At 64.5% G+C, this 25862-nt stretch carries 24 protein-coding genes and 1 tRNA gene; 16 read left to right on the top strand and 9 right to left on the bottom strand.

From position 1 onward, the window contains the following. Positions 1 to 172: 172 nt before the first annotated feature. A complete protein-coding gene (locus FJ956_RS27665) occupies positions 173 to 1333 on the bottom strand; it encodes a patatin-like phospholipase family protein (RefSeq protein WP_140683464.1) in 1161 nt (386 codons plus the stop codon). After that, the gene (locus FJ956_RS27660) at positions 1326 to 2114 is read right to left on the bottom strand and encodes an acetoacetate decarboxylase (protein ID WP_140683467.1); all 789 of its coding nucleotides are present in this window, start codon (positions 2112 to 2114) and stop codon (positions 1326 to 1328) included. The genes FJ956_RS27665 and FJ956_RS27660 overlap by 8 nt, the downstream gene beginning before the upstream one ends. 250 nt (positions 2115 to 2364) lie before the next feature. On the opposite strand from FJ956_RS27660, the gene FJ956_RS27655 reads away from it, so the two are divergent. The 7 genes from FJ956_RS27655 (at position 2365) to FJ956_RS27625 (ending at position 8580) form a co-directional block, all read left to right on the top strand. After that, positions 2365 to 3153 carry a 3-hydroxybutyrate dehydrogenase gene (locus FJ956_RS27655; protein ID WP_140683470.1) on the top strand — a complete coding sequence of 263 codons (789 nt, stop codon included), beginning with the start codon at positions 2365 to 2367 and terminating at the stop codon, positions 3151 to 3153. A gap of 177 nt (positions 3154 to 3330) precedes the next feature. After that, positions 3331 to 4146: a sulfurtransferase/chromate resistance protein gene (locus FJ956_RS27650; RefSeq protein ID WP_140683473.1), complete on the top strand. Its 816-nt coding sequence runs from the start codon at positions 3331 to 3333 to the stop codon at positions 4144 to 4146. Next, on the top strand, positions 4146 to 5534 hold the full coding sequence (gene chrA / locus FJ956_RS27645) for a chromate transporter (protein WP_140683476.1): 1389 nt from the start codon (positions 4146 to 4148) through the stop codon (positions 5532 to 5534). Before FJ956_RS27650 ends, chrA begins: the two co-directional genes overlap by 1 nt. Before the next feature lie 119 nt (positions 5535 to 5653). Further along, positions 5654 to 5779, top strand: coding sequence for a hypothetical protein (locus FJ956_RS31075; protein WP_281405637.1), 126 nt, complete (start codon positions 5654 to 5656; stop codon positions 5777 to 5779). Between the two features lie 230 nt (positions 5780 to 6009). Then, a complete protein-coding gene (locus FJ956_RS27635; protein ID WP_140683479.1) occupies positions 6010 to 6579 on the top strand; it encodes a sigma-70 family RNA polymerase sigma factor in 570 nt (189 codons plus the stop codon). Further along, positions 6566 to 7495: an anti-sigma factor gene (locus tag FJ956_RS27630; protein WP_140683482.1), complete on the top strand. Its 930-nt coding sequence runs from the start codon at positions 6566 to 6568 to the stop codon at positions 7493 to 7495. Before FJ956_RS27635 ends, FJ956_RS27630 begins: the two co-directional genes overlap by 14 nt. 194 nt (positions 7496 to 7689) lie before the next feature. After that, on the top strand, positions 7690 to 8580 hold the full coding sequence (locus FJ956_RS27625; RefSeq protein WP_181170365.1) for an adenylate/guanylate cyclase domain-containing protein: 891 nt from the start codon (positions 7690 to 7692) through the stop codon (positions 8578 to 8580). 153 nt (positions 8581 to 8733) lie between these two features. Here the strand turns inward: FJ956_RS27625 and FJ956_RS27620 are convergent, their stop codons facing one another. Together FJ956_RS27620 and FJ956_RS27615 are read right to left on the bottom strand one after the other, a co-directional pair. Beyond that, a complete protein-coding gene (locus FJ956_RS27620; RefSeq protein ID WP_246672217.1) occupies positions 8734 to 9834 on the bottom strand; it encodes an ROK family transcriptional regulator in 1101 nt (366 codons plus the stop codon). Between the two features lie 47 nt (positions 9835 to 9881). After that, on the bottom strand, positions 9882 to 10532 hold the full coding sequence (locus FJ956_RS27615; protein ID WP_140683488.1) for an SGNH/GDSL hydrolase family protein: 651 nt from the start codon (positions 10530 to 10532) through the stop codon (positions 9882 to 9884). Between the two features lie 445 nt (positions 10533 to 10977). Between FJ956_RS27615 and FJ956_RS27610 the strand changes: the two genes are divergently transcribed. The 7 genes from FJ956_RS27610 (at position 10978) to FJ956_RS27580 (ending at position 18821) form a co-directional block, all read left to right on the top strand. Beyond that, positions 10978 to 12003 (top strand): ABC transporter substrate-binding protein, encoded by a 1026-nt coding sequence (locus FJ956_RS27610; protein ID WP_140683538.1) that lies wholly within the window; start codon positions 10978 to 10980, stop codon positions 12001 to 12003. 80 nt (positions 12004 to 12083) lie between these two features. Then, a complete protein-coding gene (locus FJ956_RS27605; protein WP_140683491.1) occupies positions 12084 to 13613 on the top strand; it encodes a sugar ABC transporter ATP-binding protein in 1530 nt (509 codons plus the stop codon). Next, positions 13610 to 14572, top strand: coding sequence for an ABC transporter permease (locus tag FJ956_RS27600; protein ID WP_140683494.1), 963 nt, complete (start codon positions 13610 to 13612; stop codon positions 14570 to 14572). Before FJ956_RS27605 ends, FJ956_RS27600 begins: the two co-directional genes overlap by 4 nt. A 27-nt stretch (positions 14573 to 14599) precedes the next feature. Next, on the top strand, positions 14600 to 15526 hold the full coding sequence (locus tag FJ956_RS27595; RefSeq protein ID WP_181170366.1) for an ABC transporter permease: 927 nt from the start codon (positions 14600 to 14602) through the stop codon (positions 15524 to 15526). A gap of 57 nt (positions 15527 to 15583) precedes the next feature. Then, a complete protein-coding gene (locus FJ956_RS27590) occupies positions 15584 to 16264 on the top strand; it encodes an SGNH/GDSL hydrolase family protein (RefSeq protein WP_140683500.1) in 681 nt (226 codons plus the stop codon). A 261-nt stretch (positions 16265 to 16525) separates the two neighbouring features. After that, a complete protein-coding gene (gene msuE, locus FJ956_RS27585; RefSeq protein ID WP_140683503.1) occupies positions 16526 to 17089 on the top strand; it encodes an FMN reductase in 564 nt (187 codons plus the stop codon). 337 nt (positions 17090 to 17426) lie between these two features. Then, positions 17427 to 18821, top strand: coding sequence for an NAD(P)-dependent oxidoreductase (locus FJ956_RS27580; RefSeq protein WP_246672219.1), 1395 nt, complete (start codon positions 17427 to 17429; stop codon positions 18819 to 18821). Positions 18822 to 19033: 212 nt separating this feature from the next. Here FJ956_RS27580 and FJ956_RS27575 read toward each other — a convergent pair. Then, a tRNA-Arg gene (locus tag FJ956_RS27575) sits at positions 19034 to 19110 on the bottom strand. 134 nt (positions 19111 to 19244) lie between these two features. Next, on the bottom strand, positions 19245 to 20408 hold the full coding sequence (locus tag FJ956_RS27570) for a M20 aminoacylase family protein (protein WP_140683509.1): 1164 nt from the start codon (positions 20406 to 20408) through the stop codon (positions 19245 to 19247). Positions 20409 to 20631: 223 nt separating this feature from the next. Here FJ956_RS27570 and FJ956_RS27565 point away from each other — a divergent pair, with 223 nt between their 5' ends. Continuing rightward, positions 20632 to 21798 (top strand): D-alanyl-D-alanine carboxypeptidase family protein, encoded by a 1167-nt coding sequence (locus FJ956_RS27565; RefSeq protein WP_140683512.1) that lies wholly within the window; start codon positions 20632 to 20634, stop codon positions 21796 to 21798. A gap of 8 nt (positions 21799 to 21806) precedes the next feature. Continuing rightward, complete coding sequence (locus FJ956_RS27560; RefSeq protein WP_140683515.1) at positions 21807 to 22952, top strand: GTP-binding protein; 1146 nt, start codon at positions 21807 to 21809, stop codon at positions 22950 to 22952. Positions 22953 to 22969: 17 nt separating this feature from the next. Here FJ956_RS27560 and FJ956_RS27555 read toward each other — a convergent pair whose 3' ends face one another. From FJ956_RS27555 to FJ956_RS27545, 3 genes are all read right to left on the bottom strand, one after another. Next, the gene (locus FJ956_RS27555; RefSeq protein WP_140683518.1) at positions 22970 to 23209 is read right to left on the bottom strand and encodes a sulfurtransferase TusA family protein; all 240 of its coding nucleotides are present in this window, start codon (positions 23207 to 23209) and stop codon (positions 22970 to 22972) included. A gap of 11 nt (positions 23210 to 23220) precedes the next feature. Further along, entirely contained in the window at positions 23221 to 24513 is a 1293-nt protein-coding gene (locus FJ956_RS27550; protein ID WP_140683521.1) for a murein L,D-transpeptidase family protein, read from the bottom strand. A 224-nt stretch (positions 24514 to 24737) separates the two neighbouring features. Then, positions 24738 to 25688 carry an acetyl-CoA carboxylase carboxyltransferase subunit alpha gene (locus tag FJ956_RS27545; RefSeq protein ID WP_140683524.1) on the bottom strand — a complete coding sequence of 317 codons (951 nt, stop codon included), beginning with the start codon at positions 25686 to 25688 and terminating at the stop codon, positions 24738 to 24740. Between the last annotated feature and the right edge of the window lie 174 nt (positions 25689 to 25862).

Genomic DNA, 25862 nt, shown 5'->3' with positions numbered 1-25862 from the left:
CATTGAGCCCAGCGCATTCTACTGGCGCCCAGATGTAGGCCCGCTCTCCGCGAGCGGCTATCCGCGATAATGTTGATGGTCCATGAAGCAGAGCTTCACAGTTTTACGGGCTTCCAGGCGAACGGCCGCAGTGCCCTTTCCGAGATTGCGCCGCTTGTGGCGGATGCAAGTATCAGGTCGGGTCTTCGCGGTGCAGGTCGTGGATGGTGACGCCGTCGGCATTGTCGGGCAGCATCAGCCACTTCTTGTGGCGCAGCGTGCGCTCGGTGTCTTCCAGGCCCATCTCCCAGTGCTCGCGCATCGAGGTGCCGGAAAACTCATAGTCCTTGGCGTGGCCTTCATAGCCTTTGTGCTGGTAGATCAGGTGGACGATGTTGACGACGCCGGCGTCGGAATAGTCGGCGATCAGTTCCTTCTCGCCGTCCTTCAGCTGCTCCGGCGGCACGCGCTTGAGCGCGTCGAGCAGCTTCATCTTGAGCGCATGGATGCGCTGGAAGTTGTCGGTGTTCTGGCGTGTGCGGCTGGAATACATGATGTCCTTGTGGCGCGACAGGACGTCCGCCAAGCCGCGCGGCAGCACGCCGCGGGCGCTGAACAGATCGACCTGGAATACCAGCGAGGAGCGGTCCTCCTCCTGGTCGAGCAGATATTGCAGCGGCGTGTTGGAGACGATGCCGCCGTCCCAGTAATACTCGCCTTCGATGCGGATCGAGGGGAAGGCCGGCGGCAGCGCGCCGCTCGCCATGATGTGCTCCGGCCCGATGCGCACCTTGTCGGTGTCGAAATAGACGAAGTTGCCGGTCCTGACATTGACCGCGCCGACGCTTAAGCGCTTCTTGCCGTCGTTCAGCACGTCGAAGTCGATCAGGCTCTCCAGCGTGTCCTTGAGCTCGGCGGTGTCGTAGAAGCTGGTGGCGCCTTCCGCTCCCGCCAGCTGGAACCAGGGGTTCGGGCTGCGCGGCTTGAAGAAGCCGGGCTGGCCCATCGTCATGGTCATCAATGACGAGGTCTGGTTGCGGATGTCGCGATAGATGTCGCCTTCGGGCGTATAGGCCCAGATCTTGCGGCCCGAGATCGTCTGCCAGAACTGCTCCAGCCGCTGCAGGCGGCGGCTCGGCTCGTTGCCGGCGATGATCGAGGCATTGATGGCGCCGATCGAGACGCCGGAGAGCCAGGTCGGCTCGCAGCCGGCGTCGGCAAGCGCCTGATAGACTCCCGCCTGATAGGCGCCCAGCGCGCCGCCGCCCTGGAAGACCAGGGCGATGCGGTCATATTGCGCCGTGATTTCCTGAATGGTGGCGGCGGCCGCCTTGCTGCGGTTGCGCTCAAGCACCGGCTTTCTCCAGCTCCTTCGCGCCGGCAGCCGATCGGCCGTGGTCCGCGAGGTAATCATGCACGACTTCGCCGAGACCCAGCGTCAGGTCGGCGGTGAAGTGAACGGCAGAGACGATGTCGAGCACCGGCAGCTTGGCGACGTCGGCCATGACATGCGGGCGAAGGTCGAGCGCGGCGGGCGCCGTCCAGGCTTCCTTCAGTGTGACATCAGTAAGGTAATAACGGACCAGCTCGCAGATGCGCGGGCTGCCGTCGACATGCGGGATGATCTTGATGAGGAAATTGGGCGCGGCGAGCGAGGCCAGCACCTGGTCGTGGTCGGCCTCGCGGTGCTTGTAGCCCATTGTGCCGGTGGCGCACAGAACGCTGCCATAATGCAGCGTGCCGACCACCACTTCGCCTTCATGCACGATCTTGGGGTTGGCGAGCTTTTTCGGAAAACCCCAGAGCTCGCGGCCGCCGGCGATCGGCGCATCGTCGTCGAGATACATGGAATGCACATAGCCGCCATGCTGGCCCTTGTAGCGCACCGGGATGACCTGGCCGGTCTCGGTGTAGTCGCCGAAGCCGGTCGAGTCAGGCATGCGGATGAATTCGTATTTGACCAGCGGCTCGTCGATCTCGAGCGGCGCCGGAACGACGGCTTCCAACGCTTCGCGCGTCGTGCGGTAGGTGATGATGATGTATTCGCGGTCGAAGAAGCGATAAGGGCCTGGCGGGAAGGACGGGTTGGTGAGCGGCATCGCATAGGCGCGCTTCACGACGTCGGCGATTTCCATGGCTGGTGCCCCAAAACAGGTTTGAAATGACCCCGCGCGAATGCGCTGGCAAGGTATGTTGCACGGCAGCATGACAGTGCCGTGTCAGCGCCAAGACGACGCTTCCTACAGCCGGCAAACCCCCTTGCGGAGCTGTAATAGCGCCGACATATGGGTGTGGCATTGTGATGCTGCGGCGCACAAATCATGTGCCTTCCCGGCTGTCCGTCTTCATACTCTTCCCTCCTGTCGTCCTGTCGCGAGATCTCCCATGGGTTCCCTGTCTTCGAAGAATGCGCTCGTCACCGGCTCGACTAGCGGCATCGGCCTTGCAATCGCCCGTGCCTTCGCCGCCGAGGGCGCCAACGTCACCATCAACGGCCTGGGCGACGCCGCGGCGATCGAGCAGGAGCGGGCCGGCATCGAAAAGGATTTCGGCGTCAAGTGCCGCTATTCGGGCGCCAACATGATGGACGGCGCCGCCGTCACCGCCATGGTCCACGAGGCCGAGGCAGCGTTCGGCAGCCTCGACATCCTGGTCAACAATGCCGGCATCCAGCATGTCGCGCCGATCGAGGAATTTCCCGACGACAAATGGGAAGCCATCATCCGCATCAACCTTTTGGCCGCCTTCTATGCCGTCAAGGCAGTGGTGCCCGGTATGAAGAGCCGCAAATGGGGCCGCATCATCAACACGGCTTCGGCGCATGCGCTGGTCGCCTCGCCGTTCAAGTCGGCCTATGTCTCGGCCAAGCATGGCATCGCCGGCCTGACCAAGACGGTGGCGCTGGAAGTCGCGCAGGACGGCATCACCGTCAATGCGATCGCGCCCGGCTATGTCTGGACGCCGCTGGTCGAGAAGCAGATCCCCGACACGATGAAGGCGCGCGGCATGACCGAGGAGCAAGTCAAGCACGACGTGCTTCTGGCCGCGCAGCCGACCAAGGAGTTCGTCACCGTCGAGGAGCTTGCGGCGCTGACGCTGTTCCTGTGCTCGGACGCCGCTAGGCAGATCACCGGCACGACCCTGCCGATGGATGGCGGCTGGACGGCGCAGTAAGGGCAACGACCGTTTAAGGGAGACAGGGCGGAGTTCCCATCTTCCCTAGCAATTTGAATTCTTGACAATCGTAGGGGAGCGTTCCAGCATCGTGGCCAAGGGGTTCCCCGCGACGACCCCGTGAGGCGTCAGCCCAACGATCGCGTCCAAACTCTCTTTGTTCAGGAGGTGGACGCCATGCCGTCAACAACCGCAATCACCGTACCGCAGCTTTCCCGTCTCGTCGGCCTGCCCGATGTGCCTTGCCTAGTCGATGTGCGCATCGACGAGGACTATGAAGCCGATCCGCGCCTGTTGCCGGCCTCATGCCGGCGCGATTTCAGGACTGTCTCAAGCTGGGCGTCGGAATTTTCCGGACGCAAAGTCGCCGTGGTCTGCCAGAGGGGGCAGAAGCTCTCGCAAGGCGTTGCCGCTTGGCTGCGCCACGAAGGCATTCCGGCGGAGTCGCTTGAAGGCGGCTTCGAGGCCTGGGTCGCCGCCAGGGCGCCGTTGGTCAGCGCCGGCGCGATCCCGCCCCGCGACGAGAGGGGCCGCACCGTATGGGTCACGCGTTCGCGGCCAAAGGTCGACCGCATCGCCTGCCCCTGGCTGATCCGCCGCTTCGTCGATCCCGATGCGGTTTTCCTCTTCGTCGACCCGGCCGAGGTGCCTCTGGTCGCGGATCGCTTCGGCGCGGTGCCTTTCGATATCGAAGGCGTGTTCTGGAGCCATCGTGGCGATCGCTGCACCTTCGACACGATGATCGAGGAATTCGGCCTGCGCGTGGACGCGCTCGATCGTCTGGCGCCGATCGTGCGCGGCGCCGATACGGCGCGCCTGGACCTCGTGCCGCAGGCGGCCGGGTTCCTCGCCGTTTCGCTCGGTCTGTCGCGCATGTTCCGCGACGACCTGGAGCAGCTCGAAGCCGGCATGTTGCTCTATGACGCCTTCTTCCGCTGGTGCCGCGATGCCGCGGACGAGACGCACAACTGGCCAGCGGGAGGCAAGGCGTAATGACCGCACTCGCCAAGGACGGCGCCGCGCCCCTGGTCGATGTCCCGACCGCGCCGAGTTTTCGCGAGGCGACGCGGCTCTGGGCCAAGATCGGCCTGCTGTCCTTCGGCGGGCCGGCCGGGCAGATCGCGCTGATGCACAAGGAACTGGTCGAGGAGCGCCGCTGGATCGGCGAGGAGCGGTTCCTGCACGCGCTCAACTACTGCATGCTCCTGCCTGGGCCCGAGGCGCAGCAGCTTGCCGTCTATATCGGCTGGCTGCTGCACCGGACGGCAGGCGGTCTCGTCGCCGGCATCCTGTTCGTGCTGCCGGGCGCGCTGGTGATGCTCTGCCTGAGCAGCTTCTACATGCTCTACAACGATGCTCCGGTCGTCGAGGCGCTGTTCTTCGGCGTCAAGGCGGCGGTGCTCGCCGTCGTCGTCGAAGCGGTGATCCGCATCGGCAAGCGAGCACTGAAGAACCGGGCCATGGTCGTGATCGCGGTGGCGGCCTTCCTCGGCATCTATGTCGCCCGGGTGCCGTTCCCGCTGATCGTGCTCGCAGCCGGGCTTGTCGGCTGGGCCGGCAACCGCTTCGCGCCGGCGCTGTTCTCCGCCGCGGCGCATGGCAAGACTGCAGCCGGCGCCGAAACCAGGGGCGCTGTCGACCTGATGTTCGAGCGCGGCGAACTCGGCCACGCCATGCCGAAGCGAGGGCATGCCATCCGCACCATCGCCATCTGGTTGCCCATCTGGCTGGGGCCGGTGGCGCTGGTCGCCGTGCTGGCGGGGCCGGGGAGCGTCTGGGCGCAGATCGGCGGCTTCTTCAGCCTGATGGCCGTCGTCACCTTCGGCGGCGCCTATGCAGTTCTTGCCTATGTCGCCCAGGCGGCGGTGACCTCGTTCGGCTGGCTTTCGCCCGGCCAAATGGTCGATGGGCTCGGGCTTGCCGAAACGACGCCGGGGCCATTGATCCTGGTGCTGCAATTCGTCGGCTTCGCCGCTGCCTATCGCCATGCCGGCTTTGCCAACCCGCTGCTGGCTGGATCGCTCGGATCGCTGCTGACGCTCTGGGTCACCTTCGTGCCTTGCTTCTTCTGGATATTCCTCGGCGCGCCCTACATCGAGCAATTGAGACGGAACAAGGCGCTGGCGGCGGCGCTTGGCGCGATCACCGCGGCGGTGGTCGGCGTCATCATGAACCTTGCGCTGTGGTTCGCGCTGCATGTCGTCTTCGGCAAGGTAGCAAGCGTCGGCTGGGGCGTGGAGGTTCCGGTCCCGGCCTCGCTCGACTGGCGCGCCGCGCTGCTGTCGGCGGCGGCCATGGTTGCCATGTTCAGGCTGAAACTCGGCATGCTGCCGACGCTGGCAGGATCGGCGCTGGCGGGGCTTGCGCTGCTGGCGCTGTAGGCCCGCAAGCTGTCCGATCACGTTAGCGTGAACGAAAAAGCCGACCGGCCGGGAATAAACCGCACGGTCCGCCGGTCTCCAGGGCATGCGCCATTTGTGCGCGACAGCAGGAGACCATCATGAAGCGGCACGAAGACAAAAGCACAAGGACCGAAGACGGCGAAGGCGTCAGCCGTCGTCGTCCCTTGGAGCGTTGGAGCTGGGCGCATCTGTTCTGGGCGATACCGCCCCGCCGCCAGCCCTGATCCCGTGCCGATCGCATCCATCGAGATCCACGACCATGACGGCGAGCATCCCGTTGCAGCCAGCGATGCGCCGTCCCTTCCCGAGGCGCCCCTTGCTTCCGAGACACTTGACTCCGGTGACACCAATGCCTTCTCCTCACTCGAAGCAGGCGCCACCGCCTGCGGTCGCGATCTTCACCCGCACGAGCGGGGACAGATCATCGCCTCCCGCTGAGGGCGGCGGCAGACCCATGGCGGGAGCGCCCGACGGCGGAACGGTGTTGAGCGAAAAGATGCTGGCCGCGCGTTTTGCCGAAGTGGTGCTGCCGCATCTTGGCGATGCGCTGTCGCTCGCCCGCTGGCTGACCGGCAATCAAGTCGATGCCGAGGATGTGGTGCAGGAGGCCTGCCTCAAGGCGCATGCCGGCATTGCCGGGTTCGTTGGGGGAAACCCCCGCGCGTGGCTGCTCACCATCGTGCGCAACGCTTCTTACACATGGATGGCGCGCAACCGCCCGCGCAGCGTGATCGCCGTCGGCGACCTCGCCGATCTCGACGACGTCTCGCCGCCGCCGGACAATGACGCCGACAGCCCCGAAGCGGTGCTGATCGCCAAGGCGAATTCGGCGGCGGTGGAGGCGGCGATCGCCAGGCTGCCGCAAGCCTTCCGCGAAACGGTGGTGCTGCGCGACATAAACGGTCTCAGCTACCGCGAGATCGCCACCATGCTCGGCGTGCCTCAAGGCACGGTGATGTCGCGGCTGGCGAGAGCCCGCGGCCTCTTGATGACGGAACTTGGAGGGCGCCATGAGCCCGCATGAAAATCGCCCGCGCGAGGATGGATTGCCGCAAGACCCGCAGGATATGAAGCTGATGATCCACGCCCTTGTCGACGGCGAGCTCGATGCCGCGGCTGCCCTGGCGGTCGAGCGGCGCATGGCCGCCGATCCGGAGCTGGCCGCCGAACATGCTCGTCTGGTGGCGTTGCGCGGTGCGCTTGCCAATGTGCCGCGGCCCGCCGTCAGCGACGACTTTTTGGCGCGCATCGCGGTGATCGCCGAGGTGAAGGATCCCGAGGTCGCGGAGGCCACGCAGGCTGAAGATGTGAGGGTGGAGGCACAGCCCTCCGTGCCGCAACAGCAGCAGGGCCAGGTCATCGCGATGCGGCCACGCGCGTCGCGCTGGTTCAACTCCTTCGACTGGCGCCAGATGGCGGCATCGATCGCGCTGACGGCGTTCCTGGCCAGCGGCGCGACGCAATGGCTGACGACGGCGGACAATGGGGCCGACAGCTTCGCGGTTGCCGTCGCCAACGGCCATCGCCGCAGCCTGCTCGCGGCGACCCCGGTCGACATCGTCTCGTCCGACCGGCATACGGTGAAGCCATGGCTCGACGGGCGCATCGGCGTGTCGCCGGCGGCGCCCGACATGGCCAAGGACGGCTACGCGCTGCTCGGCGGCCGCGTCGAGGTGATCGGCGACAGGCCGATGCCGGCGCTGGTCTACCGCCATCACGAGCACCTGATCACGCTGGTGGCCGCACCCCGGCAGAACGAGGCCAAATCGGTGCCGGTGGCGGACGATCTGTCGGCGGGCGGCTTCCTTCTGGTCCACTGGACCGACGACGCCTTTTCCTACTGGGCGATCTCAGACGCCGAGCGCCCGGCGCTCGACGATTTCGTCGCCCGCTTCCGGGCCGCCATCATCGCCAATCCGGCGGCCGGCAGCCCGGGTTAGGGAAACGAAACGTCTCTATCGCCGCTATTTTGAGGCCGATAACCCGTTTGGCGGGAAGGCAGATGCCTGTCCGTCCAAGATAGTCGCGCCAAAGCACTTGCCCCGTTGCGCCGGCGCCCGGGCGCGCAGGTAGATAAGCCAAGGTCACCTTTGGTATGTTATACACGCCGCGTTCTCGGGGCGGATACGTGTCGATGGATCAGGAAAGACTTCTAGCCGCAGTGCTCTTGGCTGATGTCGTGGGCAGCACGACACTTTATGAGCGCATCGGCGACGATGCCGCCCTGCGGCAGGTCTCGGATTGCCTCGACGCGATACGCGAGATCGTCGCCCGGCACGGCGGCGACTTCATTTACTCGAAGGGCGATGACGTGCTCAGCCTGTTCGAGAGACCGGAGGCGGCGCTGAGGGCCGTCTGTCAGATTGGCAGCCAACTGGCGAAAGAGCCTTTGATCGCCCGGATCGGATTGCATTTCGGGGCGGTCATTCGCGCGCGGGGCGCGGTATTCGGCGACGTTGTCAATGTCACCGCAAGGTTGTCCGCCACGGCCAACCCTGGGGAGGTCCTGATCAGCCAGAGCTTCTTCGAAGCCCTTTCCGCAGGCAGCCGCAGTACCTTGCGGCTCCTCGACAAAATGGGCTTCAAGGGAAAGCAAGAACTCTTCGATGTCTATACCCTGAGGAGCGACGATGGGGCCCTCAGCACGCACATCGCCAGCCGGGGCACCTTTGTCGACAGGCGCTCCGCCCCGCAGCCGCAGATCAATCTGGTCATCCGCTACGAAGATCAGTTGCGATCCTGCCGAAACAACGAATTCGTGACGATCGGCCGGTCTCCAGAATGCAATATCGTCATCCAGAGGCCCTGGGTCTCAAGGCACCACGCGACCTTCAGCATTTCGAATGGCAAGGCCCGGCTTGTCGAGCGAAGCTCGTCGGGCACATTTGTGTCGATGGGACCAGGCGATGAAGTATTCGTACGCCGCGAAGATATTCTCCTCTTCGGGTCCGGCGTCATCTCGCCTGGACGCAGATCGGCCCTCGGCGACGCCCAGATCCTTCGCTACGAAATTATCTCAGGCTGACCGGCTGGGTTCGTTAGAGCGTGGCTGGCTTCAGGCGGCCGCGCCGCTGTCCCGCCGCTGCTGGTGGCTTGGTCCAGTGTTTATTATGCGCCCGATATCACCGGCGGGTGTAGCCGCCGTCGATGGGCAGCGAGACGCCGGTGATCATGAACGTCACTCCACCATGAACCGCGAGCTGAAGGGCAGGCCCGCCGCTCCCACCGCCTTGGGCGAACGCTCGATGTTGCCGGCTATGGCGCTTATACCAGGCATAGCCTGCTCCAGCTCCCGGCAGATCGCCTTGCAGACCGCCTGCGGCGCGTAAGAGGACAGGACGACCGAAGCCACGGGAACGAACGGCTTCAGCGCCGCTATCGACGACTTCATCTGCTCCAGCAGCTCGCGTTGCCACGCGATCTCGGCATCGCCGAAAGAAGGCCAGTCCGCGCGCCGCTCCCACAGCTCGGAGGGCGAATTGCCATTTTTCCGGATCTCCTGCTCCAGGCGCAGGATGCCGACGTCGAAACTCACCGCGGCGGTGGTGTTGTAGATCTGGTGATTGAGGATCAGGCGGCTGTGCAGGCGCGCGCCGAGATAGAAGAAAAGGTAGTCCGAAAGATGCTTTGCCACGCCGAACATGCTTTCGCCACCGGCAGCGGCGGTGATGTCGTTCTGGACGTAGACGGGATAACCGATCTCCCTCTCGACCTCCTCCTGCAGGGCGTCGAACCGCTCGCGCGCCGCCTTTGGCGTTAGCTCGAGTTCTGCTTCGTCGCCGGGCAGGGCAAGGCCGATACCGGCGATGCGCGAGTGGAGATGCCGGGGCAGATCGGCAATCGCCTTGGCGATGGCGGTCATGAATTGCGGGTGGTTGGTGTCTTGTGCGGCTGAGAACGGCAGGACCGTATGGGAGCGGATCGAGCCGACGAAGTCGACAAGCACGACCTCCACCTGCCGGTGGCCGACGCTGATGCCGACGGAATAGGCGCCCTCGGGGTTGAGCGAGATCGGCACCGTCGGCGGTCCGACACGGCCGCGCTGGGCCTCACCCTTGGCGATCAGCCCTTCCTGCTCGAGCGATCGGACGATAACCGACACAGTCTGCGCCGACAGGCCGGTCCGCTCACCGATCTCGAGACGGGTGATATCTTTGCTCTGAAGCAGCAACGACAGCACAAGGCGTTCGTTGTAGCTGCGCACGCTGACGGCGTTGAGGCCGCTGGCGCGGTCCGCGATGCGGAGCGGGTTCGGCGGCGCAAAGCGCATGTCAGGCATGGAGCGTCCTCTCGCGATCGGTCGTGCGGGACACCCGTATGCCGCGTTCATCTCTCATCCGGCCACCCGATTGCTTCGACTTCGCGGGCCAGTGCACGGCCAAGCGACACATGGGCCGGTGCGTTGATGTGGAACCCGTCAAGCGGATCGCAGGTGACGACCGAGCCCGCGTCGAAGAAATGCACTTCGAGCGAATCGGCGATGATCTCGAATTCGAGCGCCAGTTGCCGCGACTTCTCCGGCGCGCCGGCAAAGATCGACCGCCATTCCTTGATGTCGTCCAGCATTGGCGGCGGAGACACGATCATGATTTCGGGCACGCTGCCGCCCGGGCCGGGCTTCAACTCCTTGATGTCGTAGACAAGGCAGCCCATGGCCATGGCGACTTCCGAGGCCGGCTGGTTGAAGCGCGCCTTGAGGTCGTTGGTACCCAGCATGATGATGACGAGATCGAGGACGGCATGGCTCTGCAGGCAGGGCCTGAGGTAAGTACGCCCGTTCTTGTGGGCCCCCTCGATGGGATCGTCGCGCACCGTCGTGCGGCCGCTGAGACCTTCCTCGATGACATGCCAGCCGACGCCCAGCTCCCTCGCCATGACACCGGGCCAGCGCTCGGCCAGGCCATAGCGATCAAGCGGCGTGCCGCCGGGTACCTGCCCATGCGTGTTGGAGTCGCCGTAGCACAAGATCGATCGCATGCTCCTCCCCGATCCAGCCAAGATTCTGATTTGCAGAAATTATCGGACGAGAGTCGGTCGTCCGCGTCCAGCGACCCTGCCATCCTGCGGAAAGGTAGCGCAAGCTGCAAAGATAATCCATCACTCTGAATAATTATTGACAGCTCGCCGCATCGATGGTTGAACTGAGCCTGGGAGGAATGCCCCGAACCTTTTGCGCCGACCGGCTGCTTCCATGATCCAATGGCGGCAACGCTGGACCTTTGTCTCCAGCGGCCATGCGCAAGGGGTTGAGCATGAACTGAAGCAGTGCCGGGCTCGCCCCGGCAGGAGCGGCGTTTGGCAATGGCCGCGCCGATGGGGAAGGTCGTGGCCCTGGTCACCAGGGTTCGCGGAGCTTGAGAAGGAGGATGGCTCAGTGAGACGGATTATCCAATCAATCGCAGCGGCAGTGGTCGCAACCACCATGTGCTGCGCTCCCTCGTTCGCCGACGAGGTATCGCTGCTCGAGGGGGTTACCGCCCGCGCGGGCGACAATCCAACGGTCGAGGCCGGGAAATTCAAGAAGGATCCGCCCTGGGTCATCGGCATGAGCCATTTCGGCGTCAACGCGAACACCTGGACGGTGCAGGTCGCGCATGAGGCCGAGGCTGCCGCCGCAAAGGACAAGCGCATCAGCAAATTCATCCTGCTCGATGCCGGCTTCGACCAGAAGAAGCAGGTCGCCGACATCGAGGACCTGATCGCCCAGAAGGTCGACGCCATCATCGTCCAGCCGGTCACGTCCACCTCGGCGGACGCCAGCATCGCCAAGGCCGTGGCGGCGGGTATTCCCGTCATCGTGCACACCGGCCGTATCGAGAGCGACGCCTTCACCACCGAAATCCAGGGCGGCGCCGAACATTTCGGCAAGGTGATGGGCGACTTCCTGGTCAAGGAACTCGGCGGCAAGGGCAATATCTGGGTGCTGCGCGGGCTCGCCGGCCATCCGGAAGACACCAACCGGTACAACGGCCTGCTGCAGGCGCTGAAGGGGACCGATGTCAAGATCATCGCCGAGGAGCATGGCGACTGGCAGTATGACAAGGCCAAGAAGCTCTGCGAGACGCTCTACCTGAACAACCCCGAGGTCGACGGCATCTGGTCTTCCGGCGCCGACATGACGCGCGCCTGCGTCGACGTCTTCAAGCAGTTCGGCGCCAAGATCCCGCCGATCACCGGCGAGGGCAACAACGGCTTCTTCGGCCAGTGGATCGCCGACGGCTTCAAGTCGATCTCGGCCGAATACAGCCCGGCCCAGGGCGCGGCCGGCATCCGCGCCGCCGTGGCCCTGCTCGAAGGCAAGGAGCTGAAGAAACACTACGACTACAATCCGCCCGGCTGGGATATCGAGAAGGTCAAGAAATATTATCGCGACGATCTCTCGGCCAATGTCTGGTGGCCCTCGGAGCTGCCCGAAGACAAGCTCAAGGAGTTCTACGCCAAGAAGTAAAGGTGGCGCCATGGTGGCGCGGGCGGCGACGACGCGGGCCCGCGCCACCGAATACTCCTGAATGCGGTGGTGCTTGTTTCGTGAAAACGCTTGTCGAAATGTCGGATATCCGGAAGGCCTTCGCCGGCACGGCGGCGCTGAAGGGCGTCTCGATCGCGCTCCAATCAGGCTCCGTCCACGCGCTGATGGGCGAGAACGGCGCCGGCAAATCGACGCTGATGAAGATACTCGCCGGCGTCCATCGGCCGGATGGCGGCGCCATCCTGCGCGATGGGCGCCAGGTCGCCTTCCACAGGCCGAAGGATGCGCTGGAAGCCGGCATCTCAACCGTGTTCCAAGAACTGTCGCTGCTGCCCAATTTGACGATCGCCGAAAATATGTTTCTCGGCCGAGAACCGACCACTGCTTTCGGCGGGATCGACCATCGCCGCATGCGGCGCGAGGCCGGCAAGGCGCTTGCCGAGCTCGGCCTCACGCTCGATCCGGGCACGCTGGTCTCGAGGCTCAGCATCGCCGAACGGCAGTTCGTGGAGATCGCGCATGGCATCATGACCGATGCCAGCGTGTTCATCCTCGACGAGCCGACGGCGGCGCTCAATGCCGCCGATGTCGAAGTGTTGAACCGCCGCATCCGCAGGCTGAAGGATGAGGGCAAGGCGGTGGTCTACATTTCGCACCGGATGGACGAAATCTTCGCCATCTGCGACACCGTCACGGTTCTGAAGGACGGCGAACTCGTCGGCACCAGGGCGATCGCCGAGATGACGCCGGCGTCGCTGATCGCGATGATGGTCGGCCGCGAGTTGGCCGATCTCTTTCCCCGGCGTGGCGATGCCCCCGGCCCCGCCATGCTTTCGGTCGAGGATTTCCGCATCACCGAGCGCTCCAGGCCGTTCTCGCTGTCGCTTAGCCGCGGCGAGATCGTTGCGCTGGCCGGCCTGGAGGGGCAGGGCCAGCAGCGCTTCCTGCGCTCGCTGGTCGGTCAATACCATCCTTTCGCCGGCCGTGTGACGATCAAGGGCAAGTCGCTGCCCTTGCCGGTGTCGCCTGGCGGCGGCGTGCGCCGGCTGCAAGCGATGGGCGTCGGCTTCGTACCGGAGGATCGCAAGGAAGACGGGCTCTTCCTCGGCCTTTCCGTGGCGCACAACATTGCCGCCGCACTCCATTCGAAACGGTCGGAACTGGCGCTGGCCGCCGGCTATCAGCGGCGGATCGCCGACATGATGTCGAGCCTTGCCGTGAAGGCCAGCGGTCCGAACGCCCCCGTCGGCACGCTGTCGGGGGGCAACCAGCAGAAGGTGCTGCTCGGCCGCTATCTCGCCGCCGACATCGACATCCTGCTCGTCGAAGAGCCGACGCGCGGCGTCGACATCGGCGCAAAGTCCGAGATCTACCGGCTGCTGCGCGACTTTGCCGGCAAAGGCGGCGCGGTGCTGGTGCTGTCGCGCGAGACGGTCGAGCTGATCGGGCTCTGCGACCGCATCTGCGTCGTCCACAACGACACGATCGTCAAGGAAATGCCGGCGGCCGACGCCACGGAGCACAACATCCTCGACGCCGCGCTCAGCGCCAACGGCGAGGCCCATGGGGCGAGAGGTGAGCGCCGATGACAGCCATCAACAGACGCCTGAGGGGCGCGAGGGGATCGCGGCAGGGCATGTGGATGCTGCCCTTGCTGATCGCGCTGGCCATCACGCTTTGGCTCAGCCTCAAGACGGCGCAGTTCCTCAACGGGGAAAATCTGCTCAATCTGGTGCCGCAGGCGATGCCGCTCGTCATCACGGCGGTCGGCCAGATGTTCGTCGTCCTGCTCGGCGGGCTCGACCTTTCGGTCGGATCGATAATCAGCTTCACGACGGCCGTGCTCGCCCTCGGCGGACCCAGCTGGGTGCTGATCCCGGCGGTGTTCGTATTGGCCGCGCTGGTCGGTTTCAGCAACGGCTTCATCATCACCCGCTTCAACGTGCATCCGATCATCGCGACGCTGTCGATGCAATACATTCTGCTCGGGATCACGCGGGTGCTGAGACCGGTTTCGGGCGGCACGGTGCCGGACGCCGTCATCAGCGCCGTGGCCGGCTCCTTCCTCGGGATACCCATGCCGGTGTTCTGGGGGGTATTCACCCTGCTGGTCGCCTGGAAGCTGCTTTACGGCTCCCGCTTCGGGCTGCATCTTTTCGCGATCGGCGGCGGCGTGTCGTCCGGCGTCGAGGATGCGGCGCATAATTTCGGCATCGCCGACCGACGCAACATCGTGCTTGCCTATGTGATCTGCGCCTGCTTCGCGGCGCTTGCCGGCATTTTCCTCGCCGGGCGCATCGTTTCGGGCGACCCGAATGTCGGACTGCTCTTCGAGCTCGACGCGATCACGGCCGTCGCCATTGGCGGCACCCAGCTTTCCGGCGGCATCGGCAGCCTGCACGGAACCGTCATCGGCGCCCTTGTCATGGCGCTGCTTGCCAACGGCATGAACCTGACAAATGTGTCGCCCTTCATCCAGACCACCATCAAGGGAACGATCCTGCTTCTTGTGGTCGCCCTGCAGTCGCGCAAGAAGATGGGGTTGTAAGTGGCCGCCGCGCTCGCCCATCCCGTCATGCGCCGCCTGCTGCGCATTCCGCCCGCCTATTACGTCTTTGCCGTGCTGCTCCTGGTTCTGTGGGTCGCGCGGCCGAACATGCTCAACCTCAACATTATGGGCATATTCGTGCGCCAGATCGTGCCGCTCGGCATATTGGTGCTGGGCCAGCTTCTGGTGATGCGGGTGCGAAGCATCGACCTGTCGGGCGGCGGCGTGATCCTGCTCATCAACTACACCATCTCGTCCGGCGTCTTTCCCGGCGCCTCCATGGCCTTCTTCATCGTCCTGGCGCTGGGCATCGGGCTGGCGGTCGGGCTCTTCAACGGCCTGATGGTTGGGGTGAGACGGGTCTCGGCCGTCATCGTCACGCTTGCGGTCGGCATCGTCCTGGTCGGGATCGTGCAATATCTGTCCAGCGGCAAGCCGCCCGGCGATGTGCCCGGCATGTTCGCCGACATCTACAACACCAAGCTCGGCCCGGCGCCGACGCCAGTGATCTTCTGGGTTGCGGTTTCGGCGGCGCTGTCGCTGTTCCTGTCGCGCACGGTCTTCGGCCGTTATGTGACGTCGGTCGGCGAGAACGTGCAGGCGGCGCATTTCTCCGGCGTCCCGGTCGCGCGCACGGTCGTGCTTGCGCATACGCTGGCGGGCTTGTTCGCTGGCATCGCGGCGCTGGTCCAGACGGCCTCGATCGCCGTCGGCAGCGTCAGGGTCGGCCTCGACCTGCCGATCCTTGCGGTCGCAGCGACCATCCTCGGCGGCGTCGTCTTCGGGCGCGGCGAAGGCGGTGTCTGGGGGCCCTTCTTCGGCGTGCTGTCCTTTGCGCTGCTGTTCGTCGTGATGACGACCTTCGGCGTGGACGAGCCAGGCAAGCTGATCGCGCAAGGTCTCATCATCCTGCTCGCGGCGATCTTCTACGGCATCAGGCAAAGGTCGAGCTGAGCGGGCAAGCTCGGAACGGCCAATAATCAAATTGCATAGGGAAAATGGATTGGAGACATGACCAAAAGATCGATCTTGTGTTTTGGAGATTCGCTGACCTGGGGCTGGATTCCGGTCATCGAGGGATCGCCGACGCATCGCTACGGCTATGAGGACCGCTGGACGGGTGCGATGGCCTCGCATCTCGGTGACGGGTACCATGTGATCGAGGAAGGCTTGAGTGCCCGCACCACCAGCCTCGACGATCCCAACGATCCGCGCCTCAACGGCAGCGCCTATCTGCCCTCGGCCATCGCCAGCCACCTGCCGCTCGACCTCGTCATCGTGATGCTAGGCACCAATGACACCAAGTCGTTCTTCCGCCGCACGCCCTATGAGATCGCCAACGGCATGGCCAAGCTCGTCGGCCAGATCCTCACCAGCGCCGGCGGCGTCGGCACACCCTATCCGGCCCCGCAGGCGCTGGTGGTCGCGCCGCCGCCGCTGACGCCGATGCCGCATCCGTTCTTCCAGGGCATGTTCGCCGGCGGCCATGAGAAGACGGCGGCGCTGGCGGCCGAATATCGCGCCATGGCCGATTTCGCGAAGGTCGATTTCCTCAATGCCGGGGATTTCATCACCACAGACGGCTGCGACGGCATTCACTTCACGGCTGAGAACAATCGCGACCTCGGCAAGGCGATTGCCGACAAGGTCCAGGAGATCTTCGCGCGCCAGCCCGATCGCAAGGTCGCCTGAGGATTTCGGGTGTTATCGCGCATCGGCCCCTCCAGACCGATGCGCGATCGCGGGACCGGCGCGGCACCGCCGGCCCGCAATTTCGGTAAGTTGGTGGTGCGGTCTCGTCCTGTCCACGGAAACCATGAACCAGCCGATTCATGGAAAAAATGTTCGAGGCGAGGCCTTCGAAAGGCGGATCGTTCCTTCTACGGCAGGTCAGAGTCTATAAAAATGATAGACATTGGATCTGGCGTCGACTTACCGAGAAAGTGCCACAGCATGCCCAATCCAACCGTTGTCGGTTTCTCCGGAAATTTCACCCGGCCGTCGAAGACGCGCGGCTTTGTCGAGCAGGTGGTCAGGGACATCGCGGCCCGCAACAACCTATCCGCGAGCACCTTTGACATCGAGGATGTTGGACCTTCACTCGGCAGCGCCAAATGGGCGCGCGATCTCGATCAGCGGGCCCGCGATATTCTCGATAGGGTCGTCAACGCCGATGTGCTGGTGGTCGGATCGCCGACCTACAAGGGCAGCTACACCGGTCTGTTCAAGCACTTCTTCGACCTGCTCGATCCGACGGCGCTGAGAGGCAAGCCGGTGCTCATGCTTGCGACGGGCGGCGGCGAGCGGCATGCGCTGATCGTCGAGCATCAATTGCGGCCGCTGTTCGGCTTCTTCGAGGCTCTTGCCTTGCCGACCGCGGTCTATGCGACGGACAAGGACTTCGCCGACGGCGTCTTGGTGTCCGCCGCGATCCGCAAGCGCGTTGCGCAGGCGGTCGACGAAGCAAGCTATGCGCTCTCCCGCCGCGACGCCGGCCAGCGGATCGCGGCGGAATAGCCAAGGGCGTCCATCGCTTCGAGACAGCGTGGCGCGATCATAGCTCCCAATTGAACGCCGTCCTTCAAGCCGTCGCCGATCTTCAGGCGATTGGCGCGATCGGCGAATCCCGACAGGGAGGGTTCGTAGACGAATTCATGGAACACGTCGGGAGACCTGCCCCGGCGTAGCGAAACTTGAACGTCACCAACATATCGAGCGCCTCGCCATTCGGGGCCGGCAGGTTCCAGCTCCCAGGGGGCGGATTTCTCGCTTGCGACCCGGATATGCCGCTTCACGTCGGTCCATCGGATAACGGATGGGAGTAGCTGGAGACAGCTGCAGGGAAACGACGTTCATGACATCAGCCAACATTCTGATCTGCGACTTTGTCGGTCTCCGCTTCGGCGCGGACGGCAATCCCGATCACAGCGAGGTCAAGGCTTACATCGAAGCCAAGGGCGGCGTGTTCCATCAGACAGGCATCGGCAGCGCTGGCGCCCTCGATCCCGGCAGGCTGCATTTCTTCTACCTGCCGCAATTGAGCACGCGGGAAGAATTGTTGGCCGAGGCTGGCGATGGCCGTTATGACGCCGTCATCGTGGCTGCGACCTTCATTCCGGCGGAGGCCAGGTTCCGCCTCGGCGGCGTGCGCATCGGAACCGGCACCGGCAATATGGGCTCGGCATCGTGGGGCGGGGGCAGCGGAGAGGGCGGCGAAGCGCCGCTTATGAATACGCCGGGCATCAACAGTCGCGCCACCGCGCAAATGGCCATGAAGGCGCTGCTGAAAGTCAGGCCGGATCTTCCCGTGGATAGGCTCAACAGCCTGGTCGCCGGCGGGCAGTTCGATACGGGAAAAGATCTGCGCCATTACCCGACCGAGAAGCTCGAAGGCAAAAGACTGGCGGTGATCGGCTATGGCAACATCGGTCGGGAATTCGCCAGGCTCGGCCAGGCCTTCGGCATGCGGGTCACCATCCATGCGCGGCCCCGTCACCGCAAATGGATCGAGCTGGAAGGCTTCGACTACGCCGCAAGCATGGTGGACGCGGCGCGCGGCGCGGACGCGCTTTCGGTCCATCTCGGCCTGGGCGCTTTCGATGCCGGCCGGCAAAGATACGCCAACGCCGGACTGATCTCAGACGAGCTGCTTTCCGCTCTCAACCATGGCGCCGTGCTGATCAACTACGATCGCGGCGAGCTGGTCGACGTGGCAGCGCTGGAGCGCGCATTGGAATCGGGCCGTATTTCCCACGCGGCGATCGATGCCGACGTTTTTGCCGACGGCGCCACGCTTTCAGGACCGATGCTGCCTTACCTGAAGCTGGTCGAACGCCATGGCCAGCGTCTGGAACTTCTCCCGCATGCCGCGGCCGACACCGACCATCCCTCCCGTGTCGCAGGCGCCAAGCAGGCTGTCGATCAGATCTGCGCCGTCATCGTCGACCATCGCGTCCACAATCTGAAAGGATCGCTGCCTTCCGGTTTTGTCGACATGGGAGCGAAAGCCCCGCCCGGTATCGGCGGCATCAACCCCCAGCATCTGGCGGCGCTGGCCGACGATCAGAGCGTAGCCGCCGACCTCGCCCGATCGGGCGCTCTCGTTGCCGCGTTCTGGGAACGCATTCTGGCCGCGTCCGAGCAGGAGCGACCGGCGCTGATCGCTTCCGGTGGCGAAGCGTTCGCCGAGGCCGCGAACCGTCTCTCCACACTTATGCGCACGCACCACCTTTCCGGGCCGTTCTCTTAAGGATGGCCCTGACACCCTCGTATTGGGGCTGGCGCGCTTGCAGCTCGTCGGCGATTCCTGGCGGCGGAGCGGTCCACGCCACGCTACCGGTGGAAATCGATGCGTCGGATCAGTGGCAGGCTGGAAGCCCGCAACCACGGAGCCCGCAGGAACTCGTCGTATCGGTCTTCAGAAAGAGTGCGGCGACCTGCTCGCCAAGCCCTTGAAAAGCATGGTGATCCCGACAGGAATCGAACCTGTGACCTACAGATTAGGAATCTGCCGCTCTATCCTACTGAGCTACGGGACCACGCGGCCAGACACATAGCCGCTTCGGGTCGGTTCGCCAAGGGGCATGCTGACCTCCCCATTGGCCGTAATGTCTCGGCGAGGTCGGGCTGAGCCGGTCAAGCGTATGGCGGCGGAGCCTTCGCCGGCGGCCGCTCAGGCGGCCAGCGCGGTCTCGGCCAGCTTCACCCAATAGCTCATGCCGTGCGGGATGACCTCGTCGTTGAAGTCGTAGGCCGGGTGATGCAGGCCGGCCGAGTCGCCATTGCCGATGAAGATGAAGGCGCCGGGGCGGGCTTCCAGCATATAGGAGAAATCCTCGCCGCCCATCACCGGCTGGATGGCGCGGTGGACATGGCCGTCGCCGGCGATATCGGCGGCGACATCGCCCGCAAACACGGTCTCCTCGGCATGATTGAAAGTGACGGGGTAATTGGCGTCGTAATCGACCTCGATGGTGGCGCCGAAGGCTGAGGCGAGCCCGGCGCAGAGCGCGCGGATGCGCTCTTCCGATTTCTTGGCCACTTCCTTCTTCAGCGTGCGCACCGTGCCGGCGATCTCGGCGGTTTCGGGGATGACGTTATAGGCGTCGCCGGCGTGGAACTTGGTCACCGACACCACCACGGCCTCGACCGGATCGGTGCTGCGCGAGGCAATCGTCTGCAGCGCGCCGACCAGCTGGCTGGTGATGACGATCGGGTCGATCGTGCCGTGCGGCATCGCGGCATGGCCGCCGCGACCCTTGACGGTGATGGTGAATTCGGCGGTCGCGGCCATGATCGGGCCGGGCTTGATGGCGAACTGACCGACCGGCAGGCCCGGCATATTGTGCATGCCGAACACTTTCTCGATGCCGAAGCGCTCCATCATGCCGTCCTTGACCATTTCGTTGCCGCCGCCGCCGCCTTCCTCGGCCGGCTGGAAGATGACCGCCACGGTGCCGGTGAAATTGCGCGTCTCGGCGAGGTATTTGGCGGCTCCAAGCAGCATCGCGGTATGGCCGTCATGGCCGCAGGCATGCATCTTGCCGCGCACGGTCGAGGCCCATGGCTTGCCGGTGATCTCTTCGATCGGCAGCGCATCCATGTCGGCGCGCAGCCCGATGGTCGGACCATCGCCCTTGCGGCCTCGGATGATGCCGACGACGCCGGTCTTGCCCAGCCCCGTCACCACCTCGTCGCAGCCGAACGCCTTCAGCTTTTCGGTGACGAAGCCGGCGGTCTGGAAGACGTCGAAATTCAGCTCCGGTGTCTGATGCAGATGTCGTCGCCAGCCGGCAACTTCTTCCTGCATTTGCGCGGCGCGGTTCAGAATCGGCATGATCGTTCCATCTCTTGGTTGACTGGCGGCAGTCGGTTCAGAAGCCACTGCTCAGCAATTGTGAATATATGGCACTTTGCCATTTTGGCGTCACATAGGGTAAATAGCACGACAACAATGCGGTCCGGGGTCGAGGGTCGAGCCGCATTTGTGCTGGCGATGGGTAACGAAATCTTACGGACCCAGCGGCGACTACGGCAAGAGGCGATTTTCGGATTTGATCATGCGGCAAAGGCATTTCCTCAACCTCTTGCTGGCAGGCGCGCTGGCGCTTCCGGTGTTTGCGAGCGCGGCGCGCGCCAATCCGGTGGTGCTATTCGATCTGAAGAGCGGCTCCATTCTTGAGCATCAGGACGCGTTCAAGCGCTGGTATCCGGCCTCGCTCAGCAAGCTGATGACGGCCTATGTCACCTTCCGCGCGATCCAGGCGGGCGAGGTGGCGCTCGATTCGCCGATCAAGGTGACGAAGCATTCGGCCGGCGAGCCGCCGAGCAAGATGGGCTTCAAGCCCGGCTCGGTGATGCGGCTCGACAATGCGTTGAAGATGATGCTGGTCAAGTCGGCCAACGACATCGCCATGGCCGTCGGCGAGAATATCGGCGGGTCGCAAGCCGCATTCGCCGACCGCATGAACGCGGAGGCGGCCAGGCTCGGCATGGTCGGAACGCATTTCGTCAACCCGAACGGGCTCTATTCGCCGGAACAATACACGACCGCGCGCGACCTCGCCGTGCTGGTGACGGCGCTGCGCACCGATTTTCCGCAATACGCGCCCTGGTTCTCGATCGAAGGCCTTGCAGTCGGCAAGAAGGCGCTTCCCAACTACAATCTGCTCATTGGCCGCTATCCCGGCGCGGACGGCATGAAGACCGGCTTCGTCTGCTCTTCCGGGTTCAACATGATCGGCTCGGCGACGCGCAACGGTCGCACGCTGGTCGCCGTGGTGCTTGGCGAGAAATCGGCGGTCAGCCGCGCCGAAGCGGCGGCAAAGCTGCTCGACCAGGGTTTTGATACGCCGGCTGCGGGTTCGACCACTCTGGCAGCGCTCAAGCCCTATGGCGACACGCTGTCGCCCAACGACATGCATGACGAGATCTGCAAGAAGAAGGCGCCCGAAGAGCAGTCCGAGGCGGCGCCCGAGGTTGCGGCTAAGGATAAGCCGAAATCGCCCTACCAGGTGAAGCTCGACCATCCGGCGCTGATTGCGGTCGGCCTCGGCGGCGCCACCGGTCCGGCGCCGAAGGCTTTCGTCGACCAGGTCGATCAGAATTATGCCGATGTGCCGCTGCCGAGCTGGCGGCCCGACAGGCCGGCGCCGGCCGGCGCCGAGCCGGTGGCGACCGCCGCTGCCGGGGCGCAGGGCGACCAGCCCGTCAAATCGGCCAACTAGCCAAGCCGATGAGCGGCTTTCCTATCCCCGTATCCGTGCTCACCGGCTTTCTCGGCGCCGGCAAGACGACGCTGCTCAATCGGCTGCTCAAGGATCCGGAGCTTGCCGACACGGCCGTGATCATCAACGAGTTCGGCGAGGTGGCGATCGACCATCTGCTGGTCGAGCAGGCGTCCGACGGCATCATCCAGCTTTCCGACGGCTGCCTCTGCTGCACGGTGCGCGGCGACCTCGTCGACACACTTGCCGATCTCGTCGACCGCCTGCAGACCGGCCGTATCGCGAAACTGGCCCGCGTCGTCGTCGAGACGACGGGCCTGGCCGATCCGGCGCCGGTGCTGCAGTCGATCATGGCGCATCCGGCGCTGGTGCAGGCCTTCCGGCTCGACGGCGTCATCACGCTGGTCGACGCCGTCAACGGCGAGGCGACGCTCGATGCCCATGTCGAGGCGGTGAAGCAGGCGGCGGTGGCCGATCGCATCGTGCTGACCAAGGCGGACCTTGCCGGCGCGGCCGAGATCGAGGCGTTGCGGGCAAGGCTCAAGCAGATCAATCCCGGCGCCGTCGTGCTCGATGTCAGCGAGGCCGGCACGGGCGCCGCGACGCTGTTCAATTGCGGGCTCTATAATCCTGAGACCAAGTCCGCCGACGTGCGGCGCTGGCTTGGCGAAGAGGCGGCGCATGATCAGGATCATCACCATGATCAAGATCATCACCATGATCACGACCATCATCACCATGACGGCGACGATGATCATGGCCGCCATCATCATGCGCATCGCCACGACACGCGGGTGCGCTCGCACTCGCTTGTCCATGACGGCCCGGTGCCGTTCTCGGCGATCGAGATGTTCCTCGACCTTCTGCGCTCGACGCATGGCGAGAAACTCCTGCGCATGAAGGGCGTCATCGAGCTCGCGGAGGATCCCTCGCGGCCGCTGGTTATCCATGGCGTGCAGAAGATACTGCATCCGCCGGCAAGACTGCCGGCCTGGCCCGACGGCCAGCGCGGCACCAGGCTGGTGCTGGTCACGCTCGACATGCCGGATGACTATATCCGGCGGCTGTTCGCCGCCTTCACCAACAAGCCGTCGATCGACACCCCGGATCGCGCGGCGCTGGAAGCCAATCCGCTGGCGATAGCCGGGTTATAGGCCGAAAAGACACCGGCTCAGGCCGCGTTGCCGCGCTCGACCAGGAAGCGGTGGCCGCCGGTGACTGCCGCCGTCTGGAGCAACTGGTGGCCGGCATCGGCGCAGAAGGCCGGGATGTCGATCACCGCCAGCGGATCGGTGGTCTCGAGCCACAGCCGGGTGCCCGGCCGCATCGCGGCCAGTCGCTTGCGGGCCTTCAGCACCGGCAGCGGACAGTTCAGTCCCTTGAGATCGTAGATGGCGGGCTGTCTTGCCAAGCGGAAGGCTCTCAGCCGCCGAACATGCCGAGCAGCTTCTTTTTGAGCTTCGAGACGGTGCCTTGGTCGGCGTCGGCTGCCTGCTGCGCATCAGGCTGGGCTGGTGCTGCCTCGACGCCGGCGGTGACGACCTGCTGCTGGGCCGCCTGCTTGGCGGCTTCCTTTTCGGCCAGTTGTTGCGCCTTGGCTGCTTCCTTGGCGGCCTTGGCCGCCTCGATCGCCGCCAGGCGCTGTTCTTCTGCCTTGCGCTTGGCTTCCTTTTCCGCGTCGGCCGCCGCCATCTTGCGGCCGGCCGGGGAATCGATGCGGCCCATGCGGGTCGTTTCCGTCACCGAGCCGTCGGAATTCATCGACGGCGGATCGATCGGCACGCGCTCACCGCGAGCACGGCGCTTCGACCAGTCGGAAACGATGCTGGCTTCCTTGACGCCGGCAATCGTCGGCTTCGGCGGCGGCGTGCTCGATTTTACGGCCGAATTGAAGGCCGCGTCGTAGCTCTTCTCGTAGTTGGCGTAGGCCGTCTTCAGCGAATCCGGCTGGGTCGTCGCGGGGCAGGGGCCGGTCGGGTCGAAGGTCGTGCCTTCGGGCGCGACCTGATTGAAGACGTAGCGCTTCTCGCAGACGTCGACCTTCGGCGGCACCTTGGTGATCTCGAAATTGTCGTAGCCGACCTTCAGCATCTTCCAGAAGTCGTAGTTCGGGTCGCCGCGGTAGCGCGCCATGTTGGCGGCGGTCATGCGGAACGGGAAAGCCTGGATCTGGAACTCGGTCTGGCCGCCCTGGAAGGCGTCGCGGCCGAAGGCATAGATCTGCTCGATCTGGGCGTCGGTCATCGAATAGCAGCCCGACGACGAGCAGGCGCCATGCACCATCAGGTTCTGGCCGGTGCGGCCGTTGGCGCGGTCATAGGCATTGGGGAAGCCGATGTTGAAGGACAGATGGTAATTCGAGCGCGGATTCATCTGCGACGGACGCACCGTGTAGAAGCCCTCCGGCGCCTGGCGGTCGCCCTCGGTGTATTTGGGGCCGAGCTTTCCCGACCATTTGCAGATGTCGTAGCTGGCGACGAGATCGTAGCGGCCATTGGTCTTGGCCTTCCAGATCTCCAGCTTGCCTTCCTCCTTGAAGATGCGCGCCATCACCGAGGAGGTGCGCACCATGCCCTTGGCCTTCATGTCGGCGAGGATCTTGTCCGGCAGCGGCTTGTTGGCCTCCGGCGCGAAATCCTTCATCGACGAATCATTGCAGCCGGCGACGCCAATGGCGGCGATCAGGACTCCGGTGCGGGCAAGCTTGGCAAACATCGATACAGCTACGTCTTTTCTCTCGGGCCAACAGCTCTCGGCGTGGCTTGACCCGCAGGCTGAACACCATTGGACCGTAAGCCCGTTAACCTTGAAAATTCCTTACCGCAAGTCTTCGCGACAAATTGGGCCAACCCCTCACGGCAAGTCCATTGAGCCGAATCCGGCGGCATTTTTGTGGCGAAATTGGTCGTTGCTGCCACAGTTTACCGCAAGATGCCCGATTAAAGGCTGCGGCCCATCGCCAGGTACTTCTCGCGGCGCTGCTCGCGGAAATCGGTGTTGGCGCCGGCGAAATCCTTCATCGTCCTGGCGATGAGGTCGCCGGTCGAGGCGATCACCGTTTCCGGCGCGCGCTGGGCGCCGCCCATCGGTTCGGGAATAATGGCGTCGATGATCTTCATCTCGAGAAGATCCTGCGCGGTGATCTTCATGTTGGTCGCCGCATCCTTGGAGCGCGTGGTGTCGCGCCACAGGATCGAGGCGGCACCCTCGGGCGAGATCACCGAATAGATGGCGTGTTCCAGCATGTAGACGCGGTTGGCGGTGGCGATCGCGATGGCGCCGCCGGAGCCGCCTTCGCCGATCACCACCGAGATCGACGGCACTTTCAGCGACAGGCAAGCCGAGGTCGAACGCGCGATGGCCTCGGCCTGGCCGCGCTCCTCGGCGCCGACGCCGGGATAGGCGCCGGCGGTGTCGACCAACGTCAGCAGCGGGATCTGGAAGCGGTCGGCAAGCTCCATCAGCCGCACCGCCTTGCGGTAGCCCTCTGGGCGCACCGAGCCGAAATTGTGCTTGATACGGCTTGCCGTGTCGGAGCCCTTCTCCTGGCCGATCACCGCGACGGGCTCGCCGCGGAAACGGGCGAAGCCGCCGACGATCGCCTGGTCGTCGCCGAAATTGCGGTCGCCGGCCAAAGGCGTGAAATCGGTGAACAGCGCCTTGATGTAGTCGACGCAGTGCGGGCGGTCGGGATGGCGCGCGACCTGCACCTTCTGCCAAGGCGTGAGCGCCTTGTAGAGGTCGCGCAATGCGTCGCGCGAGCGCTTTTCCAGCTTGCTGATCTCTTCGGCAACATCGACCGCCTCGCCGTTCTCGGCAAGCTTCTTCAGCTCAAGGATCTTGAGCTCCAGATCCTGCACCGGCTTTTCGAAATCGAGGTAGTTGTACATGCTTGGGCGGACCGATCCGTCGGAAGGCAATGGCTGGCGGAACCGCTGAAATGCCGGCTCCGGGCGGTGGAACGTCGCCCTCACATAGCGATATGAGGCCTAGTCGGCAAGCGGATGATGATCGTTGACCAGCCGCACCAGCCGCTCTTCCAGCACATGGGTGTAGATCTGCGT

Origin of the sequence: Mesorhizobium sp. B2-4-3, assembly GCF_006442815.1 — a bacterium.
Taxonomy (GTDB): domain Bacteria; phylum Pseudomonadota; class Alphaproteobacteria; order Rhizobiales; family Rhizobiaceae; genus Mesorhizobium.
This window is presented reverse-complemented; position numbering and strand designations above follow the sequence as displayed.

What these genes read in the sequence shown, in the direction of transcription:
- FJ956_RS27660 (WP_140683467.1), bottom strand. Translation starts at nt 2,114, where the DNA reads ATGGAAATCGCCGACGTCGTGAAGCGCGCCTATGCGATGCCGCTCACC.
- FJ956_RS27655 (WP_140683470.1), top strand. Translation starts at nt 2,365, where the DNA reads ATGGGTTCCCTGTCTTCGAAGAATGCGCTCGTCACCGGCTCGACTAGC.
- FJ956_RS27650 (WP_140683473.1), top strand. Translation starts at nt 3,331, where the DNA reads ATGCCGTCAACAACCGCAATCACCGTACCGCAGCTTTCCCGTCTCGTC.
- chrA (WP_140683476.1), top strand. Translation starts at nt 4,146, where the DNA reads ATGACCGCACTCGCCAAGGACGGCGCCGCGCCCCTGGTCGATGTCCCG.
- FJ956_RS31075 (WP_281405637.1), top strand. Translation starts at nt 5,654, where the DNA reads ATGAAGCGGCACGAAGACAAAAGCACAAGGACCGAAGACGGCGAAGGC.
- FJ956_RS27635 (WP_140683479.1), top strand. Translation starts at nt 6,010, where the DNA reads ATGGCGGGAGCGCCCGACGGCGGAACGGTGTTGAGCGAAAAGATGCTG.
- FJ956_RS27630 (WP_140683482.1), top strand. Translation starts at nt 6,566, where the DNA reads ATGAGCCCGCATGAAAATCGCCCGCGCGAGGATGGATTGCCGCAAGAC.
- FJ956_RS27625 (WP_181170365.1), top strand. Translation starts at nt 7,690, where the DNA reads ATGGATCAGGAAAGACTTCTAGCCGCAGTGCTCTTGGCTGATGTCGTG.
- FJ956_RS27620 (WP_246672217.1), bottom strand. Translation starts at nt 9,834, where the DNA reads ATGCCTGACATGCGCTTTGCGCCGCCGAACCCGCTCCGCATCGCGGAC.
- FJ956_RS27615 (WP_140683488.1), bottom strand. Translation starts at nt 10,532, where the DNA reads ATGCGATCGATCTTGTGCTACGGCGACTCCAACACGCATGGGCAGGTA.
- FJ956_RS27610 (WP_140683538.1), top strand. Translation starts at nt 10,978, where the DNA reads ATGTGCTGCGCTCCCTCGTTCGCCGACGAGGTATCGCTGCTCGAGGGG.
- FJ956_RS27600 (WP_140683494.1), top strand. Translation starts at nt 13,610, where the DNA reads ATGACAGCCATCAACAGACGCCTGAGGGGCGCGAGGGGATCGCGGCAG.
- FJ956_RS27595 (WP_181170366.1), top strand. Translation starts at nt 14,600, where the DNA reads ATGCGCCGCCTGCTGCGCATTCCGCCCGCCTATTACGTCTTTGCCGTG.
- FJ956_RS27590 (WP_140683500.1), top strand. Translation starts at nt 15,584, where the DNA reads ATGACCAAAAGATCGATCTTGTGTTTTGGAGATTCGCTGACCTGGGGC.
- msuE (WP_140683503.1), top strand. Translation starts at nt 16,526, where the DNA reads ATGCCCAATCCAACCGTTGTCGGTTTCTCCGGAAATTTCACCCGGCCG.
- FJ956_RS27580 (WP_246672219.1), top strand. Translation starts at nt 17,427, where the DNA reads ATGACATCAGCCAACATTCTGATCTGCGACTTTGTCGGTCTCCGCTTC.
- FJ956_RS27570 (WP_140683509.1), bottom strand. Translation starts at nt 20,408, where the DNA reads ATGCCGATTCTGAACCGCGCCGCGCAAATGCAGGAAGAAGTTGCCGGC.
- FJ956_RS27565 (WP_140683512.1), top strand. Translation starts at nt 20,632, where the DNA reads ATGCGGCAAAGGCATTTCCTCAACCTCTTGCTGGCAGGCGCGCTGGCG.
- FJ956_RS27560 (WP_140683515.1), top strand. Translation starts at nt 21,807, where the DNA reads ATGAGCGGCTTTCCTATCCCCGTATCCGTGCTCACCGGCTTTCTCGGC.
- FJ956_RS27550 (WP_140683521.1), bottom strand. Translation starts at nt 24,513, where the DNA reads ATGTTTGCCAAGCTTGCCCGCACCGGAGTCCTGATCGCCGCCATTGGC.
- FJ956_RS27545 (WP_140683524.1), bottom strand. Translation starts at nt 25,688, where the DNA reads ATGTACAACTACCTCGATTTCGAAAAGCCGGTGCAGGATCTGGAGCTC.